The organism is Micromonospora sp. WMMD714 (assembly GCF_029581315.1).
GTDB lineage: Bacteria > Actinomycetota > Actinomycetes > Mycobacteriales > Micromonosporaceae > Micromonospora > Micromonospora rifamycinica.
The window spans coordinates 1,620,078-1,639,455 of sequence record NZ_CP120744.1; the positions used below are offsets into that span (position 1 = coordinate 1,620,078).

Annotated in this window: 15 protein-coding genes; 7 read left to right on the forward strand and 8 right to left on the reverse strand. The window is 71.4% G+C overall.

The window, feature by feature from the left end; translation table 11 throughout:
• Positions 1–36: 36 nt before the first annotated feature.
• From O7625_RS07215 to O7625_RS07225, 3 genes are all read left to right on the forward strand, one after another.
• A complete protein-coding gene (locus O7625_RS07215) occupies positions 37–669 on the forward strand; it encodes a phosphoribosyltransferase family protein (RefSeq protein WP_282346833.1) in 633 nt (210 codons plus the stop codon).
• A 29-nt stretch (positions 670–698) separates the two neighbouring features.
• Complete coding sequence (locus tag O7625_RS07220) at positions 699–1,130, forward strand: zf-TFIIB domain-containing protein (protein WP_282345157.1); 432 nt, start codon at positions 699–701, stop codon at positions 1,128–1,130.
• 131 nt (positions 1,131–1,261) lie between these two features.
• On the forward strand, positions 1,262–1,945 hold the full coding sequence (locus O7625_RS07225; protein WP_282345158.1) for a maleylpyruvate isomerase N-terminal domain-containing protein: 684 nt from the start codon (positions 1,262–1,264) through the stop codon (positions 1,943–1,945).
• A gap of 35 nt (positions 1,946–1,980) precedes the next feature.
• On the opposite strand, the gene O7625_RS07230 is transcribed toward O7625_RS07225, so the two are convergent.
• A complete protein-coding gene (locus O7625_RS07230) occupies positions 1,981–5,598 on the reverse strand; it encodes a replicative DNA helicase (RefSeq protein WP_348774010.1) in 3,618 nt (1,205 codons plus the stop codon).
• Between the two features lie 416 nt (positions 5,599–6,014).
• Here O7625_RS07230 and O7625_RS07235 point away from each other — a divergent pair, with 416 nt between their 5' ends.
• Positions 6,015–7,763: a hypothetical protein gene (locus O7625_RS07235; RefSeq protein WP_282345160.1), complete on the forward strand. Its 1,749-nt coding sequence runs from the start codon at positions 6,015–6,017 to the stop codon at positions 7,761–7,763.
• A gap of 72 nt (positions 7,764–7,835) precedes the next feature.
• Here O7625_RS07235 and rplI read toward each other — a convergent pair whose 3' ends face one another.
• The 4 genes from rplI to rpsF form a co-directional block, all read right to left on the reverse strand.
• Positions 7,836–8,282 (reverse strand): 50S ribosomal protein L9, encoded by a 447-nt coding sequence (gene rplI, locus O7625_RS07240; protein WP_067301243.1) that lies wholly within the window; start codon positions 8,280–8,282, stop codon positions 7,836–7,838.
• Positions 8,283–8,296: 14 nt separating this feature from the next.
• Positions 8,297–8,536 (reverse strand): 30S ribosomal protein S18, encoded by a 240-nt coding sequence (gene rpsR, locus O7625_RS07245; protein WP_007073789.1) that lies wholly within the window; start codon positions 8,534–8,536, stop codon positions 8,297–8,299.
• Between the two features lie 41 nt (positions 8,537–8,577).
• The gene (locus O7625_RS07250) at positions 8,578–9,114 is read right to left on the reverse strand and encodes a single-stranded DNA-binding protein (protein ID WP_172898421.1); all 537 of its coding nucleotides are present in this window, start codon (positions 9,112–9,114) and stop codon (positions 8,578–8,580) included.
• Between the two features lie 79 nt (positions 9,115–9,193).
• Positions 9,194–9,484 carry a 30S ribosomal protein S6 gene (rpsF, locus tag O7625_RS07255; protein ID WP_067301247.1) on the reverse strand — a complete coding sequence of 97 codons (291 nt, stop codon included), beginning with the start codon at positions 9,482–9,484 and terminating at the stop codon, positions 9,194–9,196.
• Between the two features lie 605 nt (positions 9,485–10,089).
• Here rpsF and O7625_RS07260 point away from each other — a divergent pair.
• Both O7625_RS07260 and O7625_RS07265 read left to right on the forward strand, forming a co-directional pair.
• The gene (locus O7625_RS07260; RefSeq protein ID WP_282345161.1) at positions 10,090–10,872 is read left to right on the forward strand and encodes a deoxyribonuclease IV; all 783 of its coding nucleotides are present in this window, start codon (positions 10,090–10,092) and stop codon (positions 10,870–10,872) included.
• Between the two features lie 6 nt (positions 10,873–10,878).
• A complete protein-coding gene (locus O7625_RS07265) occupies positions 10,879–13,074 on the forward strand; it encodes a hypothetical protein (protein WP_282345162.1) in 2,196 nt (731 codons plus the stop codon).
• Positions 13,075–13,259: 185 nt separating this feature from the next.
• On the opposite strand, the gene O7625_RS07270 is transcribed toward O7625_RS07265, so the two are convergent.
• From O7625_RS07270 to O7625_RS07280, 3 genes are all read right to left on the reverse strand, one after another.
• A complete protein-coding gene (locus O7625_RS07270) occupies positions 13,260–14,768 on the reverse strand; it encodes a glycosyltransferase 87 family protein (protein WP_282345163.1) in 1,509 nt (502 codons plus the stop codon).
• 179 nt (positions 14,769–14,947) lie between these two features.
• Positions 14,948–17,899 carry a transglycosylase domain-containing protein gene (locus O7625_RS07275; protein ID WP_282345164.1) on the reverse strand — a complete coding sequence of 984 codons (2,952 nt, stop codon included), beginning with the start codon at positions 17,897–17,899 and terminating at the stop codon, positions 14,948–14,950.
• A gap of 197 nt (positions 17,900–18,096) precedes the next feature.
• Positions 18,097–18,543, reverse strand: a complete 447-nt coding sequence (locus tag O7625_RS07280) for a DUF5318 domain-containing protein (RefSeq protein ID WP_067310766.1) — start codon at positions 18,541–18,543, stop codon at positions 18,097–18,099.
• A 175-nt stretch (positions 18,544–18,718) separates the two neighbouring features.
• On the opposite strand from O7625_RS07280, the gene O7625_RS07285 reads away from it, so the two are divergent.
• On the forward strand, positions 18,719–19,357 hold the full coding sequence (locus O7625_RS07285; protein WP_089004113.1) for a PadR family transcriptional regulator: 639 nt from the start codon (positions 18,719–18,721) through the stop codon (positions 19,355–19,357).
• The last annotated feature ends 21 nt before the right edge of the window (positions 19,358–19,378 follow it).

Consider the following 19,378-nt stretch of genomic DNA (forward strand, 5'->3'; position numbering starts at 1 on the left):
CGGCACGCCCCGCCCACACGGCGTAGACCTGAGAGCATGAGCAGCTACCGCGATCGCGCCGACGCCGGCCGGCAACTCGCCGAACGGCTCACCGCGCTGGCCGGCCGACCCGACGTCGTCGTGCTCGGCCTGGTCCGCGGCGGCGTCCCGGTGGCCCGGGTGGTCGCCGACCGGCTGGGCGCACCGCTCGACGTGCTGGTGGTCCGCAAGCTCGGCCTGCCCTGGGCCCCCGAGGTGGCCTTCGGCGCGCTCGGCCCCGGCGGCGTCCGGGTCCTCAACGACCCGGTGACCGCTCGACTCGACCCCGCCGACGGTGCCGACGTGCAACGCCGTGAGCAGGCCGAACTGGATCGCCGGGAGGCCTGTTACCGCGCCGGGAGGCCGGCGCTCGACCTGACCGGACGGACCGCCCTGATCGTCGACGACGGCCTGGCCACCGGCGCGACCGCACGGGTCGCCGTACGGGTCGCCCGCCGGCTCGGCGCCCGCCGGGTCGTCGTCGCGGCGCCGGTCGGGGCGCAGGAGGCGTACGAGATGCTCACCACCGAGGCGGACGAGGTGGTCTGCGCCCAGCGCCCCGCCGACTTCGGCGCGGTCAGCGCCTACTACGACGACTTCCACGAGGTCGACGACGACGAGGTGACCGCGGCGCTGATCGCCACCGCCTGAATGCCGCGCCGACCGGGTACCGTCGAGCGATGCAGCTCACCTGTCCCAAGTGTCGCGGAGACATGCGCCAGTACGAGCGCAGCGGAGTCGTCATCGACCAGTGCGGCGAGTGCCGGGGGATCTTCCTGGACCGCGGCGAACTCGAGAAACTGTTCGAGGCCGAGGCGAACTGGAACCAGCAGCGCGGCACCCCCGCGCCCGGTCAGCCGGGGCCCGTCCCTGGTCAACAGCACGTCCAGTCGCCCGGCGGGTACCCACCGCCGCCTCCGCCGCCCCCCGCCCCGAGTCACCAACAGGGCTACGGCGCCGTACCGCCGCCCCCGCCGCCCCCGCCGGGCTACCCGCCGCAGCCGGCGTACGGCGGCCACAGCGGCTACGGTCACCCGCAGCAGCACCACGGCTACCACGGTCACTACAAGCGCAAGAAGCACAAGGGCTTCCTCGACGAGATGTTCGGCTGAGCGACCCGATCGACGACCGGGCCGGGCGGTTCCCCCGTCCGGCCCGGTCCCCTCGACACGGCCCGCCCCGCGCCGCCGCTGGTCCGGCAACCGCCGTGCCGGACCGCGCCGCACGTGCGACGCTGCACGGCATGACGTTCGTGGGGCAGCACACCGCGTTGGCACAGGCCTACGACGGCATCACCACGGTGGTCGCCGGTCTCGACGACGACGCCCTGCTACGGCCCACCCGGTGTCGCGGCTGGCTCGTCGCCGACCTGCTCTTCCACCTGCTCGGCGACGCCCGACGCGCCCTGGTCACGCTGGCCAGCCCCGCCGACGGGCCGGCCGACACCGACGACGTCAGTTACTGGCGGTCTTTCCCGGCGGGTGGCGACCCCGACGCCGCGGCCCGGCACGCGTGGCACGTCCGCCGCTCGGCCGCCGCCTTCGACCGGCCCTCCGGCGTGGTCCGGATCTGGGCGGACACCGCGCCGGCCGCCGTACGCGCGGCGGGTTCCGCCGATCCGACGGGCTGCGTCACCACCCAGGGGCACGTGCTGCGGGTGGCCGACTTCCTGGCCACGCTGACCACGGAGGCCGTCGTACACCACCTCGATCTGGTGTCCGACCTGCCGGACGTGCCGCCGCCCGGTCCGTTGGCCGTCGAGGTCGCGGTCGCCACCATGGACGGCCTGCTCAGCGACGACGCCGTCCGGCCCGCCAACTGGGACGACCTGACGTACCTGCTCAGGGCTACCGGTCGGGAGCCGCTGACCGACCGGGACCGGGTGGCGCTGGGCGAGGCCGCCGGCTGGTTCCCGCTGCTCGGGTGAGTCACCGGCGCTGAGTCACCGACCCGGGCATCGGGTCAGACGATCGCCATGTCGACGAAGCGGGACAGGTGCAACTGGGCCGCCACCGTAATCGAATCGGTGGGTCCATTTCGATGCTTGGCAACAATGAAATCCGCCTCCCCGGCGCGCGGCGACTCCTTGTCGTAATAGTCGTCGCGGTGCAACAGGATGACGACGTCCGCGTCCTGCTCGATCGAGTTGTGGGTGGCGATCCCGTTGGCGACGAAATTGTGGGTGCCGAGCACCGTCGCGTCGAAGACGTCCTGCTCGCCGAGCGACTCGATCGACGTGATCTCGTCCCAGAAGATGTCGTTGGTGGCGTGCAGTTCGAGGTCGGCGGCGTCGAGCACCGAGGCGATCCTCGCCAGTCGGGATCGGCTCGGTGCGCGCTTCCACAGCGCGCTGCCGCAGAATTGGGTACCCATTGCCCGGGCGAACTCGCGGTGGCTCATGCCCCGCTCCACCAGGACTTCCCGAACCTGGCTCCACACCTCGGTCGGCACCGTGTCGACGTTGGTGTTGCCCACGACCGTCTCCAACACGGCGAGCAGCGCTTCGCATGCAGCCGCGCGCTCCCCGTGCACCCCGATCTCCCGCAGGAATCGTAATTGGTCGTCCCGACCGGAGATGTCGAGGGTGCACTGCGGACGGTGGTCAGCTACCGGAACGACTTTGAGGCGTGCGGTGATGCCGTACCGCAGGAGGAGGCGGGAGATGTCCTCAAGCATTCGGCGACTGGTGGAGGAGAAGTAGACACGCCCGCCCCTACCCGACTTGTTGACATGGATCGAGCCGTCGGTCGACCACAGGTGGCGCAGGAAAAGCGTGATCTGCTCCTTGGGCAGGCTGAAGATCGCCTGCGGAATGAACTTCTCGTGCGAACGCAACCCGAACAGCCCCAGCCCGTCGAGCCATTCCGCGACCGGATTACGCCGTCCACGGGCCAGTCGGTACGGTGCGGGCAGCCGGAGCGTCGTGACCCGGGCGGCCTCATACTCGTCCCGTACGGCGCTGATCCCGAAGTGCTTTGCGGCCTCGGCCACGGCCACCAGGTTCTCCTCGTCCCTGCTGGCGTACCGGATCGGCTGGCGTCTGACGAACGAACCGTCACCGAGGAGGTGCGCGAGCAGTACCACCTCCGCCTCCACCCACGACCGGGTCGCCAGCGGCGGAGGCAGGTGCCTCGGCGTGGCCAGCCGCGCTCCGACCGCCAGCTCACCGAGGGGCACCCAGCCGGCGAAGGTGAGGAAGGGGTGGTTCGCCGTCGCGTCGATCTGCTTTCCCGACGCGAGAGTCAGCCGGAACACCTCGCGCCGGCCGCTGGGGAAGACATGGGTCATGGTCCGGGGCGAGTACCGCAGATTCTCGTCGAGCGCCCAGACCGGGATTTCCCTGGTCCCGGCCTTGAGCAGCTCGCCCATGGTGACTTCCGCATTGGTGTCGGCCCGGATCAGTCGGGTCTCCGCCGTCAGACAGCCAGATTCCCGCAAATCGGACAGTTGGGGTCGCTTGTCGGTGCGTTGCTCGGGGCCACGGTTCAGCTGGCTGACCGCGATCACCGGGCACTCGACCTCCTTGGCCAGCAGCTTCAGGCCCCGGGACAGGTCCGCGACCTCCTGCTGCCGGCTCTCGGTGCGCTTCGGGGAGGTCATCAGCTGGAGGTAGTCGACCACGATCATCTTGAGGTCGTGCTTCTGCTTGAGCCGCCGGGCCTTCGCCCGGATCTCCATCAGGTTCATGCTCGGGGTGTCGTCCACGAACAGCGGCGCCTCGCTGATCTCGCCCATGCAGCGGGCCAGCTTGGTCCAGTCGTCGTCGGAGAGTTGACCGCTGCGCAGCACGTGCAGCGGAACCCGCGCCTCGGCCGAGAGCAGTCGCATGACGATCTCGACCTTGCTCATCTCCAGCGAGAAGATGGCGGCGGCCTGGTTGGCCCGGATGGCGGCGTTGCGGGCGAAGTCCATGCTGGCCGTGCTGTTGTGGGTCGGGATCATCGACCGACCGGCCAGGTAGAGGTGCTCGGGATTGTCCACCGTCACGCACCGCACCGGCACGCTGGCCACCGGTCGGACGTCCACCACGTACCGGACGCCGGCCCGCGCGTCGGCACCGGGCCGGCGGTGGGCGGCGTGCGCGGCGGCCCGGTCCGCCCGCCGGAACACGACGTCCGGGGTGGTGAAGTCGATGGTGTACGTCGTCGCCGACCGCTCGGTACGCCCGGGCACCGACCGTGCGGTGACCGTGCACCGGTGACCGAGGCTCACCACGAGTTCCCGGACGTCCTCCGCCAGTCGCCGGGAGGTGCAGGCGTACCGGACACCGCCCGTCGGGGTGACCGTGCCGGCGGCGTCCAGCAGACCGGCGAGGAGCGCCCGCCGCTGCGCCTCGGAACCCCGCAGGTAGTCCCCGGGGATGTGCTTCTGCGGGTATCCCACCGGGTGGAGCGCACGCGGGAGCGAACCGGCGGGTCGGCCCTCGTCGCCGAGCCGGCGGCCGAGGGCGTAGGGCGGGACAGGCAGGTCCCGGGGGGGCAGGCGCAGCGGAGCGCAGCTGGCGACCGCGTGGTTGGGGTGCGCGTCCGGGCCGGTACGCAGCGTCGCGGCGATCTCCGCGGTGGTGAGCACGCTCTCGCGTCGGGCCGGGACCACGGCGGGGGCCGGACACCCGTCCCCGCCGGTCGGGCCGACCGCGGCCAGGACCCGGGCCGGGGCCGCCCGGTGGGTGGTCTGCCACAGGTGCTCGGCGTCGGCGACGATCACACTGCCGTCGGAGAACTCGACCTCGTAGCAGGGTCGACCGACCAGCACCGCGAAGGCGGCGGTGACCGTGGTCGGTGTACCGTCCGCGGCGAGCAGCCGGTCGCCGACCTGGACCTCGCCCATCGTGGTCCAGCCGTCCGGGGTGGGCAGCGGGGTGTCCAGCGCGAGCGCCTTGCCGAGACCGGGTCGCCCGGCCACGATGATGAGCTGCCCGGGGTGCAGGCCGTTGAGCAGCCGGTCCAGGTCGGTGAAGCCGGTCGGCACCCCGGTCATCACGCCGCCCTGCGCGCCGACCGCCTCGATCTCGTCGAGGGTGGGCTGGAGCATGTCGGCGAGCACCGCGAAGTCCTCGCTGACCCGCCGTTCGGTGATCTCGTAGACCGCCTGCTGGGCCAGGTCGACCACGTCGTCGACGTCCCGGCTGCCGCCGGCTGCGGTGCCGTAGCCGAGCTGCACGATCCGGGTGCCCGCCTCGACCAGCCGGCGCAGCACCGCGCGTTCGCCCACGATCCGGGCGTAGTAGGAGGCGTTCGCCGCGGTCGGCACGGCCGCCATGCAGGTGTGCAGGTAGGGGGCGCCGCCCACCCGGGCGAGGTCGCCGGAGTCGGCCAGCGCCGCCGCGACCGTGATCCCGTCGGCCGGTTCGCCGCGACCGTAGATGTCGAGGATGGCGTCGAAGATGGTGGCATGGACGGGGCGGTAGAAGTCGGTGGACTTGAGGATCTCGACGACGTCGGCGATGGCGTCCTTGGAGAGCAGCATGCCGCCGAGGACGCACTGTTCGGCGGCGACGTCCTGGGGTGGCGTCTTGTCGAACTGGCCGTCGCGGGGCGGCGGGGCGGACTGCCCCGCGACCCGGGGCTCCGCCCGCATGTCGTCGGTGACCGACACGGTTCCCCCTCCACGACGTCGAGCTGGTTACGGCAGTACGGCGGTGGTGCGACACCTCCCGACCTGACCGGCCGGGTCGATCGGGGGCCATCACGCGACCGGTCGGTGCCCCACGATACGGACCCCGAGCTCAGCCCCTCAACCGGCGCGGTGGACGAGCCTCGGGACAACCTGTGGACGCGGGTGGACAACCATGTGCGCAGCGTGTGCACAGCCTGTGGAAAACTCGGCGGGAATTCTGCGGATCAAGGGCCTGACCTGCACCTTCACTATCCACACCCTGTGGACGAAAAATTTCCGGTAAGGCTGTTGGGTCGGTCGTCCCGTACTATCTCTGCGAAACGGCTACACCTGGACAGCGGATTGCACTTTCGGTTGAGAAGGGTCACGCTCCGGCCGTGAGTTACCGGGACTGGGAGCGCGGGGAGGGCAGCCCGCGCGAGCGTCAGCCGATCGCCCCGTGGGACGACCTCGGCGACCCGGTTCCGTCAGATTCATCCACCTCGACGGACCGCTACCGTACGCCGAGCCGCCGACGGGCGGTCGAGCGCGGCCAGCGGGAACCCGTCGACGCCTACCTGCCCCGCTGGGCGGTCGAGTCCGGGATCGCGCACGCCGACGGCCGGGGGCGGCACGCCGCTCCCGACGACGACGAGGACGATGCCCGGCCGGTCTCCGGGCTGGGCCGCCGCGCGGCCCGGCGGCGGCGGGAGAGCGAACGGTGGGAGTCCCGGGCGGTGGATCCGGCCCCCGGGTCCGACCACACCCGGGAATGGACCTTCGACCGCCCCCAGGAGCAGGGGTACGTCGGCAGCCGGCGGGCGGACTCCGGCGAGGACGAGCCGGTCTCCGGGGCGGCTCCGCCGACCCGCCCGCGCCGGTCCCCGACCCGTCGTCCGGAGGTGGTCTGGTCCGGGGGCGACGACTCCGACCTGCCGGTGGAGGCCGCGCCCGAGCCGCCGCCGCGGCGGCGGCGACGCAACGCCGACGCCTCCTGGGCGCGGCCGCTGACCGATCCGGAGCGTCGTCCGGCGAGTGACCCGTGGAGCCGGCTCGCCGAGCCGGAGCCCGAGTACCGGCCGGCGGTGGACCCCTGGGACGCCTCCGGCCTGCACACCTGGCAGGGTCCGGCCGTCGACGACCGGTGGGACCGCCGCGGTGGGGCGTCGCGGTGGGAGCAGGGCGACAGCACCGGCCAGTGGGACCGGTTCACCGACACCGCGCAGTGGGACCGGACGGACGTCGGCCGGTGGGGTCCGGTGTCCCCAGGCCGGGACGAGGCGGACCGGTGGGCCACCGGGGGCGTCGTCCGACCCGAACGCGACGACACCGGCGACGTCCTCCGACCTGAACGCGACGACACCGGCGACGTCCTCCGACCCGAACGCGACGACACCGGGGGCATCGTCCGACCGCAACGCGACGACGCCGGGCGGTGGGACCGGGACCTTCTCGACCAGCGGGACCGGGACGACGCCGGCCGGTGGGAGCGGTCGGTGCCGCCCCGGTCGGCGCAGCCGGTGACCGGTGAGGGCTGGCCCTGGGGTACGCAGCCGGAGGGGTTCTGGTCGGGCACCCGGCTGGCGGGGGACGATCCCCGCTGGATGGATCCGCCGGCCTCGGCGCCCCGGTCCCCGGTGGTGGGGTACACCGCGCCCCGGCCACGGGCGGCTCCCCGGCGTCGGGCCGAGCCGGTGTCCGGCCGGGCGGTCGCGGCGTCCTCGTTGCGGGACCGGCTCGGCTCGGTGGGTGGCGGGTCGTGGAACCGCCGCCTGGAGGACGACCTGCTGGATCCGGATCCGGGTGGTCCGCTGCGTCCGCTGGTCTACACCGCCGCCTGCTACCTGGTGCCGGCGGTGCTGGTGTTCCTGTGGCTGCTGACCCTGGACGGCCAGCCCCCGGCCGGTTGTGTCACGGACATCAGCGGGGGCGGCTGCGAACCGCCCCGGGCGCACGCCTTCGGTTCGCTGGTCGCGGGTGCGCCCCGGTTCGGGTTGGCGCTGCTGAGCAGTCTGGTGGTGGCGGTGCTGCTGCGTCGGGTCGGGACGACCTGGCGGCCGGCGACGGTGGCGGTGGCGGCGGCGGTGGTCGGCGGCGGTCTCTCCACCGTGATGATCAGCGCGGTCACCGGTCAGCCGATCGGCTGACCTGCTCGACGTGGTGACACGGAAGGCCCGCACCTTACCGGTGCGGGCCTTCCGTGATGCCGTGCTGCGGGGTCAGCCCTGGACGACGTTGAGGTCGAACTTGGCGGACACCTCGGGGTGCAGCTTGACCCGTACCGGGTAGGAGCCGGTCGACTTGATGTGACCGGGCATCTCCAGCCGACGACGGTCGAGGACCGGGCCACCGGCCGCCTTGACGGCGTCGACGACCTCGGCCGGGGTGACCGAGCCGAAGAGCCGGCCACCGTCACCGGCGCGGACCTTCAGGCTGACCTTCAGGCCCTCGAGCTGGTCCTTGACCTCGGTGGCGTGGCCCAGGTCCCGGATCTCACGGGCGGAACGCGCCCGCTTGATGACGGTGACCTGCTTCTCCGCACCCTTGGTCCAGCTGATCGCGAAGCCCTGCGGCAGCAGGTAGTTACGGCCGTAGCCGTTCTTGACCTCGACGATGTCGCCGGGGGCACCGAGACCGGAAACTTCCTGGGTCAGGATGATCTTCATGTCGGTGCCTCCTCTCAGCGGGCCGTGGCGGTGTACGGCAGGAGCGCCATCTCACGGGCGTTCTTGACCGCACGGGCGATCTGCCGCTGCTGCTGCGAGGTGACGCCGGTCACCCGCCGAGCGCGGATCTTGCCGCGGTCGGAGATGAACTTGCGCAGCAGCGCGGTGTCCTTGTAATCGATGTACGTGATCCCGTCCTTGTCGAGCGGGTTCACCTTCTTCTTAGGTTTGCGAAGTGCCGCAGCCTTGGCCATTGCACGTGCTCCTGGTTTGCGATCGCGGGCGCTCGGCGCCATTAGAACGGTGGCTCCTCATCAAAATTGGCGCCCGAACCACCGCGCGAGGAGGGGGCCGGCGCAGCAGAGGCCCAGGGGTCGTCGAAGTTGCCTCCGCCGCCGCCCTGGTTGCCACCGCCACCGGAGCCGAAGCCACCGCCGCCGCCACCGGAGCGCGACATCTTCTGCACCTTCGCCGTGGCGTAGCGCAGCGACGGGCCGATCTCGTCGACCTCGAGCTCGATGACGGTGCGCTTCTCGCCCTCGCGGGTCTCGTACGACCGCTGGCGCAGCCGACCCGAGACGATCACGCGGGCGCCGCGCTGGAGCGACTCGGCGACGTGCTCCGCCGCCTGCCGCCACACGGTGCAGGCCAGGAAGAGCGGCTCGCCGTCCTTCCATTCGTTGGTGGTCTTGTCCATGAACCGGGGCGTCGAAGCGACCCGGAACTTGGCGACCGCCGCACCGGACGGGGTGAACCGCAACTCGGGGTCATCGGTCAGATTGCCGATGACCGTGATGGTGGTATCTCCTGCCATGACCATCTCCTCGCACACTCATCGTTGCGTCGTACAGGCTCTCAGAACCCTCTGACAGCATCGACGAGGCTGATCCGGGCGAACCGGGGTTGAATGCTTAGCGCATCTCCGGACGGATGACCTTGGTGCGCAGCACGGACTCGTTGAGCCGCAGCTGGCGGTCGAGTTCGGCCACCGCCTCCGGCGTCGCCTGAAGGTCGATGACGGCGTAGATGCCCTCGGCCTTCTTGTTGATCTCGTACGCGAGGCGCCGGCGGCCCCACACGTCGGTCTTCTCGACCGAGCCACCCGCGGTCCGGATCACGTTCAGGTACGTGTCGAGCGAGGGTGCGACGGTGCGTTCCTCAAGGCTGGAGTCGAGGATCACCATGACTTCGTAATGACGCAAGACGTGCTCACCTCCTGTGGGCTAGGCGGCCACGGTCCTTCCGTGGCAGGAGGTCGTGCGTCGTGCCCGCCCGGTGTCGGGGGAACCCGACCGGACGCGGACAACCGGACCAGGATACCCGGTCGTGACGATCACTCCCGCGCAGGTCGCCCCGGCACTCCCGCGCAGGTCGCCCCGGCGGGCCGGGGACAGGCGACAGGGGCCGCCGCGACGCCCGAAGGCCGGCGGCGACCCCTGTCCACGGGGCCGCGGGGCGTCCCGTCCGCATTCCTTGGGTGGGACCTGGGGAGGAACGACCACACCGATGAGGTTGGATCGAGGACACCCCGCGGAGCTTCATCCTGTTGTTATCCGACGATACAACGGCAGTCGTCACGAGATAGCCGGATTCAAACTATTCGTCCGAGATCCCCCGTGCCGGCGGTACGGCTGCCCCGGCGATCCCACCCGGCTCAACGACCGCCGGTCCCGACGGGTGACGCGGGTTCGGCGACCGGCCGCCCCGACGACCACCGGGTGTGCCGGCCCGCCGCGTGGCCACCGCCGCCCGACTTGCCCGTGACCGCCGCCTGTCGGAGTCGGTGGCGGGACGTAGGCTCGCCTGCATGCGTATCGGAGCCCACGTCGACCAGGCCGACCCGCTGGCAGAAGCAACCAGCCGCGCCGCCGAGGCGGTGCAGTTCTTCCTCTCCGACCCGCAGGGCTGGAAGGCCCCGAAACCCCGGGAGGACGCCGACCGGTTGCGCGCCGCCGACGTCGACCTCTACGTCCACGCCCCGTACGTCATCAACGTGGCCACCCTGAACAACCGGATCCGCATCCCCAGCCGCAAGCTCCTGCTCGGCCACGCCACCGCGGCGGCCCAGCTCGACGCCCGGGGGCTGATCGTGCACGGCGGCCACGTCAACGCCGGTGACGACCTCGCGGTCGGCTTCGACAACTGGCGCAAGACCTTCGCGTACGCGGCCGGCTCCGGCGGCTTCCCCGTCCCGGTCCTGATCGAGAACACGGCCGGCGGCGACAACGCCTGCGCCCGCCGGCTCGACGCGCTGGCCCGGCTCTGGGACGCGCTCGGCGACTACGAGGTGGGCTTCTGCCTCGACACCTGCCACGCGTACGCCGGCGGTGAGGAGCTGCTCGACGTGGTCGACCGGGTGAAGGCGATCACCGGTCGGATCGACCTGGTGCACGCGAACAACTCCAAGGGCGGGTTCAACTCCGGGCAGGACCGGCACGACAACTTCGGCAGCGGGGTCATCGACCCGGAGCTGCTGGTGGCGGTGATCCGGGCCGCCGACGCCCCGGTCATCGTGGAGACCCCCGGCGGACCGGCTGGTCAGGGCGCGGACATCGCCTTCCTCCGCGAGCAGCTCGGCACGGGGGCCTGAGCGCCGATGACCACCAACGCGACCGGCGGCGGCCAGCCGCCACGGCAGACCGACGGGGCGGACCCCGGCCCGACGGGCGCGGCGGGGCCGCCGCAGGCGGACCGGACCGCAGCGGCGGACGCCCCCCGCAGTGCCGAGCCGGACACGGCGGACAAGCCCGGGGTCAACGAGCCCGAGGCCGGCAGGACCACGGCGGACAAGCCCGAGGCCGGCAAGACCACAGCGGACAAGCCCGAGATCGGCAAGACCACAGCGGACAAGCCCGAAATGGGCAGGCCCGAGCTCGACGAGACCAAGGTGGACACGCCCAAGGTCGGCAAGGCCGAGCTCGACGGGACCACGGCGGACAAGGCCGGGGCCGGCGAGACCAAGACCGCCGAGGCGGGTACGACCGGTGGCGGGAGCGGGCCGGACCGGAAGGACGCCGCCGCCGAGGCCGACCCGTGGACGTCGTTCGCGCCGGAGCCGGAGCCGGTACCCGGTCGTCCCCGTCGGGCGGCCCGCGCCACCGGTCGGTTCCTGGTGCACGAGTGGACGCTCGCCGTCCTCGCCTCGCTCGCCCTCGCCGTGGGGATGACCTGGCCGACCCTGCGCTACCCGCTCTACACCCTCCCCCAGGACTACTGGGATCCGAGCCTCCAGGCCTGGCAGATGGCCTGGTCGGGGCATGCCCTGCGGACGAACCCGGGGCAGCTGTTCCAGTCCAACACGTTCTTCCCGGAACCCTGGAGCTTCGCCTTCTCCGACATGCTGCTCGGCTACGCGCCGGTCGGCATGCTCGGCACCGGACCGGACGCCGCCGTGCTCCGCTACAACATCATGTTCGTGCTGGCGCACGCGATGGCCACCTTCGGGGCGTACGTGCTGGCCCGGCAGTTGGGCTCGGGGCGGATCGGTGCGGCGGTCGCCGGGGTCAGCTACACCTACGCGCCGTGGCTGCTCGCCCAGGCCGGTCACCTGCACATCGTCTCCAACGGCGGCATTCCGCTGGCGCTGGCCATGCTGGCCCGGGGGCACGGCTGGTCACTGCGGCACGGTTACCGTCCGGAACGACGCCGGGTCGGCTGGGCGTACGCCGGGTGGGTGGTGGCCGCCTGGCAGCTCAGCCTGGGCTTCGGCATCGGCCTGGTGTTCGCCTACGTCCTCGCGGTGACCCTGCTGGTCTCGGCGGCGGTGTGGTTCTGGCGACGACGGCGCGGGCGTCGGCCCTTCGGTCGCCGGCTGTTCGTCGCCGACCTGGTCGGCGGGCTGCTCTTCGCCGGCGTCGGCGCGCTGCTGGCGGTGCCGTACTTCAAGGTGGCCGAGCTGCACCCGAACGCGGAACGGACGCTCGGCGACATCGGCGTCTACTCGCCGCCGGCCAGTGGCTTCTTCACCGCGCCCGCCGAGTCGTGGATCTGGGGCGGGCTGCACGAGGGGGCGCGGGCGACGCTGCCCTGGCACCCGGAGATGACCCTGCTGCCGGGCTTCGTGCTGTACGCGCTGGCGGCCGGCGGGCTGTTCTTCTCGGTGTGGCGGCTGCGCCACCGGCTGCTGCTGCTCGCCGGGGTACTGGTCACCATGGTGCTGGCGATGGGCACCGAGTTCTTCGGTGGCACCTTCACCTACGCGCCGCTCTTCGAGCACCTGCCGGGTTTCAGCGGGCTGCGCACGCCGGGCCGGATGATGCTCTGGACGACGCTGCTGCTCGGCCTGCTGGCGGCCGGTACGGTGACCGCCTTCGCCCAGCGGGTACGCGAACTCACCGGCGGGCGGGTGCCCGCCCGACCGTCACCGTGGTTGCGGCTGGCCACCCTGCTGCCGCTGCTGCTGGTCGTGGTGGAGGGGCTGAACGACACACCGCATCCGGTGGTGCCGGAACAACCGGTGGCGATGCGGACGGTGGACGGTCCGCTGCTGGTGCTGCCCAGCGGCCAGAACCAGGACCAGCCGGTGATGCTCTGGTCGACCAGCCGCTTCCAGCAGGTGGTCAACGGTGGCAGCGGGTTCACCCCGAAACAGCTCGACGACGTACGTCGGGTGACGGCGGCCTTCCCCGACCAGACCAGCGTCGACTACCTGCGCACCCTCGGCGTACGCGACGTGGTGGTGCTGCGGGACCAGATCGTCGGCACCCCGTGGGAGGTGACCGTGGACGCCCCGGTCGACCAGTTGGGTATCACCCGCCAGCAGGTCGGTAATGCCGTGGTGTTCCGTCTCTGAGTCGGGGGTTGCGGTGGGGGCGGGCGGGGGAGCCCAGCCGGCTCCGGGCGGTCAGGCTTGATCCCTGCGCCGGCTGGGCTCCCCCGCCCGCCTGGCGGGCGCATGGCCGTCTTGGACTTGCGCGTCTTGGGTGGGGCGCGGGCGGTGAGTCAGGCCAGGCCGGGTGGCCCCATCCCTACTTCCTCTCAGGCGGGGGTGGGGGTTGGTTCGGGGGTGGGGGTGGGGGCTTTGCGGCGGAGTTTGGTTAGCCAGGGGGCGTCGGGGGCACCGTCGAGGACGCCGCCGTCGGGGTCGTCGGCGTAGGTCTGCCGGACCGCGTCGCGCTCCGGGTGCAGGATGTCCTTGACGATCAGGACGCAGAGCACCACCACCGTGCCGAGCCGCAGCGACGAGGCGAGCACGAAGACACCCTCGGGGAAGACCGGGCGACTGGTGGCCGAGCCGAGCAGCTCGCCGTAGAACGCGGCGAAGTAGCACACCTCGGCGAGCTGCCAGGCGAGGAAGGCGCCCCACCGCGGGCGGGCGAGCACCGCCAGTGGCAGCAGCCAGAGCACGAACTGCTGGGACCAGACCTTGCTGAAGATCAGGAAGGCCGCCACCACCAGGAAGGCGAGCTGGGCCAGCCGGGGCCGACGGGGTGCCCGCAGGGCCAGTACGGCCACGCCGATACAGGCCAGCCCGAACAGGGCGTACGACAGGTTGTTGAGGGTCGGGATGTTGGCGTTCAGCCACTGGAACGGACCCTGGTCGCCGGGGCCGCCGGTGTTCACCTTGCCGTCCAGGTACCGCCCGATGTACCAGAGCGTGCCCCAGTCGATGGGCCGGGTGGTGTTCAGCTCGAAGAACCGCCCCCAGTTGTCCGGGTAGCGGATCGCGGTGGGCAGGTTCACCGCGACCAGCGCGGCCGCGCCGGTCGCGGTGGCGGTCAACGCGGCCCGCAACCGGCCCGCGCGCAGGGCGAGGATCAGGATCGGGCCGAACAGGAACAGCGGCCACATCTTCGCCGCGCCACCCAGACCGAGCAGGACCCCGGCCAGGACGGGTTGTCGTTTCGCCCAGGCGGCCAGCCCGAGCGCGGCCAGCCCGATGGCGAGGAAGTCCCAGTTGACGGTGGCGGTGAGGAACAGCGCCGGGGCCAGGGCGAAGAGTGCCGCGTCCCAGGGTCGTCGGCGGCGCAGGGCGAGGATCACCGCGGCGGTGGCGACGGCGAGCGCGCTGAGGGTCAACGCGTTGGCGTTGTAGAACCACCGCCCCTGGTTGATCGTCGGATCGTCCACGCCGACGGCGTGCACCGGCAGACCGAGGGCGCCCATCATGTAGCCGGTGAGCACCGGGTACTCGACCGGGTGGTCCCGGTAGGGGACCTTGCCCTCGTGCAGGCCCTCGGCGTAGTAGAGGGCCAGCACGTCGGTGTAGCACATCCGGGTGTACTGGATGTTGTTCTGCCAGGCGCCGTTCTGGCAGGGCGCCTTCTGCACCCAGTGCAGGGCCAGGGTCAGACAGGCCAGCGCCAGCACGATCCGGGCCGCCGTCCAGAACCGGCTCTCCCGACCGGCGGGCCGGTCCAGGGCGACGGCGTGGTCGCCGAGCGGCCCGCCGATCGCCTCGGCGGCGCCCCGGACGAAGCCGTCCGATCGGGACGGGTGGTCACTGGTCCCGGCGTCGTCGATGCCGGCCGTCGGCTGGTTGCTCATGAGAATGCATCCTGCCCTATGAATGGCTCGTGGACGAGGAGCATGTTCCGGTCGAATGCCCCCGCGCGACGGCAGCGGCCGCCCGGTGCCATCGGGTCGACCGGGAAACGCCGCTGCCGGCCACCGCAGGTTCGCGGTGGCCGGCAGCGGTATCGACGGTCGTCAGCGCCGAGTTCGGGTCACTCCCGGGTACGGGGGGTGGGCAGAATGCCGCCGCCGTTCCCGCCGTTCTGGCCGGGGAGGTTCTGGTTGGGCGGGAGCGGCGGATTGCCGCCCTGGTTTCCACCCTGGTTGCCGCCTTGGTTTCCACCCTGGTTGCCGCCCTGGTTTCCACCTTGGTTGCCGCCCTGGTTACCACCCTGGTTGCCGCCACCGAGCTGGCAGAGCAGGTCACCGGGGTCGCAGTTGGGCGTGTTCGGCGCGTTCGGCGGCGGGGGCGGAGGCGGCGGCGGAGTGCCGTTGCCGGACTCCGGGTCGCCGACCTTGGCGGCCGGCGGGAAGTCCAGCTTGTCCTCGCCCTTGAGCGCGCCGTTCATCACCCGTTCCCAGATCTCGCCGGGCATGGTGGCACCGCTGATGTTGTCGCCGTTGTTCAGCTTGATCGCTTCCCGCTTGCCCTTGTTGCCCACCCAGACGGCGGTGGCGAGCTGCGGGGTGTAGCCGATGGTCCAGGCGTCACCGTTCTGGTTGGTGCCCTCCTTGAGCTCCCAGGTGCCGGTCTTGGCGGTCGCCTTCCGGCCGTCCGCCAGGGTGTGGTTGATCCGGCCCGGGTAGGCCTCCAACACGTCGGTCACGTCGGCGACGACGTCCGGGTTGATCCGCTTCTGCGGCTTGAGCTGCTCGCCACCGAGCTTCTCCCACTTGCCGGTCTCCTTGTTCTGCTTCTCGGCGGAGATCAGGAAGTGCGCCTTGTTGTAGATGCCCTTGTTGGCGAAGGTGGCGATGCCGTTGGCGTGGTCGAGCACGGTGATCGGGTACTGGCCGTAGGCGACCACGTGGTAGAAGGGGTCGGGCGCCAGATCGGCGGCCTTCTCCTTGGTCAGGTCGTGCCCCTTGGGCGGGCTCACGTTGGTCTGCCACATCATGCCGACGCCGGCCTTGGCTGCCATGTCGACGATCTTGTCGGGGCCGATGTCCAGGCTGACGTGGTAGAACGGCACGTTCAGCGACTGCAGCGTCGACTCCCGCAGCGTGCAGGAGTCCCCGCACTTGGGGTTGTCGTTGCCGGCGTTGCTGACCCGGAACTTCACGCCCTCCGGGGTGAACGCCCGCCCCTTCCAACGCGACTCGACGGACTTGCCGGCCTCCAGCGCCGCCGCCAACGTGTAGATCTTGAAACTGGAGCCGGGCGAGTGACCGCCGGTGACGTTGCCGTTCGTGTCGGTGTTCGTGCCGGCGTAGTCGGTGCCGGTGCCGTCGTCCCCGCCGTAGTAGCCGAGCACCCGGCCGTTGCGCGGGTCGATGGAGACCACCGCGGCCATCAGGTTCTTGCGGGCGCCGTCCAGCTCGGAACCCTTGGTGCTGCGCTGGGCGGCGCTGGTGACGGCCTTCTGCACCTTGTTGTCGATGGTGGTCCGGATCCGGTAGCCACCCTCGCGGAGCATCGCCGAACAGCGCGGCTTGCGCTCGGTCACCTCGGCGTCGTTGTCGGTGCAGAGCTTCTTCTCCCGCATCTCCGCCGACACGTAGTTGATCACGTTGCCGATCGGGGTGTTGACCCCGAACTTGACGCCGGAGCGGGACTCCTTGGGGGTCTGCAGGGTCTTGGTGGGGTACTCCGTCGGATGCGCCGGTCGGCCGGGGGCGTCGACCCAGTGCATCTCGATCATGTTCTTGATGACGTAGTCCCACCGGTCCTTGGCGTCCGTCGGGTTGAGCGCCGGGTCGAAACCCTTGTGGGTGCTGCTCGGCTCCGGCTGCTTGATCAACGCGGCGAGCACGGCGGCCTCGGCCACGTCGACCTTCGAGACCGACTTGCCGAAGTACGTCTGCGCCGCCGCCTCGATGCCGTAGGCGTTGCGACCGAAGTAGATGGTGTTGAGGTAGTGCTCCATGATCTGTTCCTTGGTGAACTGATCATTGAGCTTGGAGGCGACGATGGCCTCCTTCACCTTCCGCGCGTACGAGTCGTCCTGGAGGTTCTCGTAGGCGTTGCGGGCGTACTGCTGGGTGATCGTCGAGGCACCCTGCTTGTCGCCGTTGGAGAGGTTGTTCCAGGCGGCGCGCGCGATGCCCTTGTAGTCGACACCGGCGTGCTCGTAGAAGTTCTTGTCCTCCGCCGCCGCCACCGCGTCCCGCATGTGCTGCGGGATCTGGTTGATCGAGACGAAGGTGCGGTTCTGCTCGCCGACCTTGGCGATCACCGTCTTGTTGTCGCTGGCGTAGATGGTGGTGGCGAGCGGCAGCTTGATCTGGTTGGGCAGCACCACGGTGGTGGAGTAGTAGGTGAAGCCGACCACGCCGAGACCGGCGAGCATGATGAAGACCGCGAAGCCGGCGATCAGCAGGTTGATCCGCTTGCGCCGCTTGGCCCGCGCCAGCGCGTCCGGGTCACCCGGCCCGCGTCCACGCCCGCCGCCGGCACCGCCGCCGTAGCCACGACCCGGCCCGTTCGGACCGCCCGGCCCACCCGGCCCGCCGCCGACCTGCGCCACGCCGGCCCGGGCCACCGAGGCCCGGCCCGCGGAGCCGACCGACGCCGCGCCGACGCTGGCCCGGCCGGCGGAAGCCGTCCCGACACTGGCCCGACCGGCCGGTCCGCCCGCGGGGGAGACCGGCACCGAGGCCCGGCCACCGCCGCCCCACCCCGACGCCGACGACGCCGGGGAGACCGGCACGGAGGCCCGGCCCGGCCCGGCCGGGGAGACCGGCACCGAGGCGCGACCCGAGCCGGCCCGGCCGACCGAGGCCGAGCCGGCCGCACCGCCCGTCGCGCGCGGCGGGGGCACCGCCGCCGAGGCCCGCCCGCTGGGCGCGGCACCGCCGACCGACGCCCGGCCGGCCGAGGCAGCGCCCCGGGCCGCACCGGAGTGCCGGGGGTACGCGTCGTCCGCCCCGGGTCCGGGGCCGCCGTTCGAACCCGGTACCTGGGCCCGCGCACGCGGGGAACTGGGATCGCCGTACGAGTTCATTCCTCACACCCTGCCGGTCGCGGTGGGACGCGGGGGCGCCACCACCGGGTTGCCGTGAGTTGACACACGCGCACTGAAGCCGGGGAGAGCCCGGTGGCGCACTGAAATTTCTGCATCAATCGGGTCATTCGGGTCAGCGAGCCGCCGGTCGCGGTGTCTGTGTCGTACGACACCGGGTTCGACCGGATCAGCAGGCTTCACCGTTGCGCCTCTCGCCTTCGTCCCTGGGTGGCAGCGGTGGCGGCGTCCGCCGCCCCCTGCTCCGGGCCGCCCTCGACCAGCCCGTCCCGGCCGAGCAGGAACTGCTCGACGAGGTGGTTCCAGTCACAGCCGAGGCACACCTCGACCACGAAGACCTGGAACTCACCCAACGTCATCGCCAGCACGGACAGTTCGGCCAGGGCCCGGGCCTGACCGGCGGACTGCCGGAGTTCGTCCCCGTAAATGTAGTGGACGTGGATCAGGTTCTCGCTCCGGCAGATCGGACACCGCTGGTCTGTCGGTTCCCCGTGGAAACGGGCCGCGCTCTTCAGGTACGGCGAAGCGTCGCAGACGTCGTGCGTGCCGATCCGCCCGGCGAGCAGCTCACGCAGGACTGCCCGCTTCTGGAGCGAGTAGTCGACCACCTGGCGAGACGTACGCATGCGGCAAAGGGTACGCGCTCCGACCGGGCGGGGCGACCACCGTCACGATCCGTGAACGGGTTGCCGCGAAACGGGGGTTTGCCCGGATGGCAGGTGAGGTACTAGCGTGCGATGTATCGGTCCGATACATCGAGGCGGTTAACGACCCGCCCCGAGGGTAAGGAAAGGGTGGCCCGTGCTGGAACTCGCCATCCTCGGCCTCCTCCAGGAGGCCCCGATGCACGGCTACGAACTCCGCAAGGAGCTCACCGCCAAGCTCGGCGCCATCCGGGCGGCGATCAGCTACGGCTCGCTCTACCCGACCCTGCGCAGGTTGCAGGCGGCGGGCTGGATCACCGAAGCCGCCGGGACACCGGCCACCGCCGAGGAGGTGCCCGCGCTGACCAGCCGCCGCGGGCGGGTGGTCTACAAGATCACCGCGGAGGGCAAGGAACGCTTCGCCCAGCTGATCGCGCAGGCCGGACCCGAGACCTACGACGACACGGGCTTCGGCGTGCACTTCGCGTTCTTCGCCCGCACCGACCAGGCGACCCGCCTGCGCATCCTGGAGGGTCGTCGGCGCACGATCGAGGAGCGTCGCGAAGGACTTCGGGACGTGCTGGGCCGGGCAGCCGAGCGTCTCGACGCGTACACCCTGGAACTGCAACGCCACGGGCTCGACGCCTGCGAGCGTGAGGTCCGCTGGCTGGAGGAGCTCATCGCCAACGAGCGCTCCGGCCGTGCCCCGGTCGTCCCGCGATCCGGAACGACCGACGGTCCACGAGACAACAACAGCCCGCCTCCGCCTGGAGCGTCCAGGAATGAGCGGCCGTGATGAAGAAGAAGGAGGCAGACG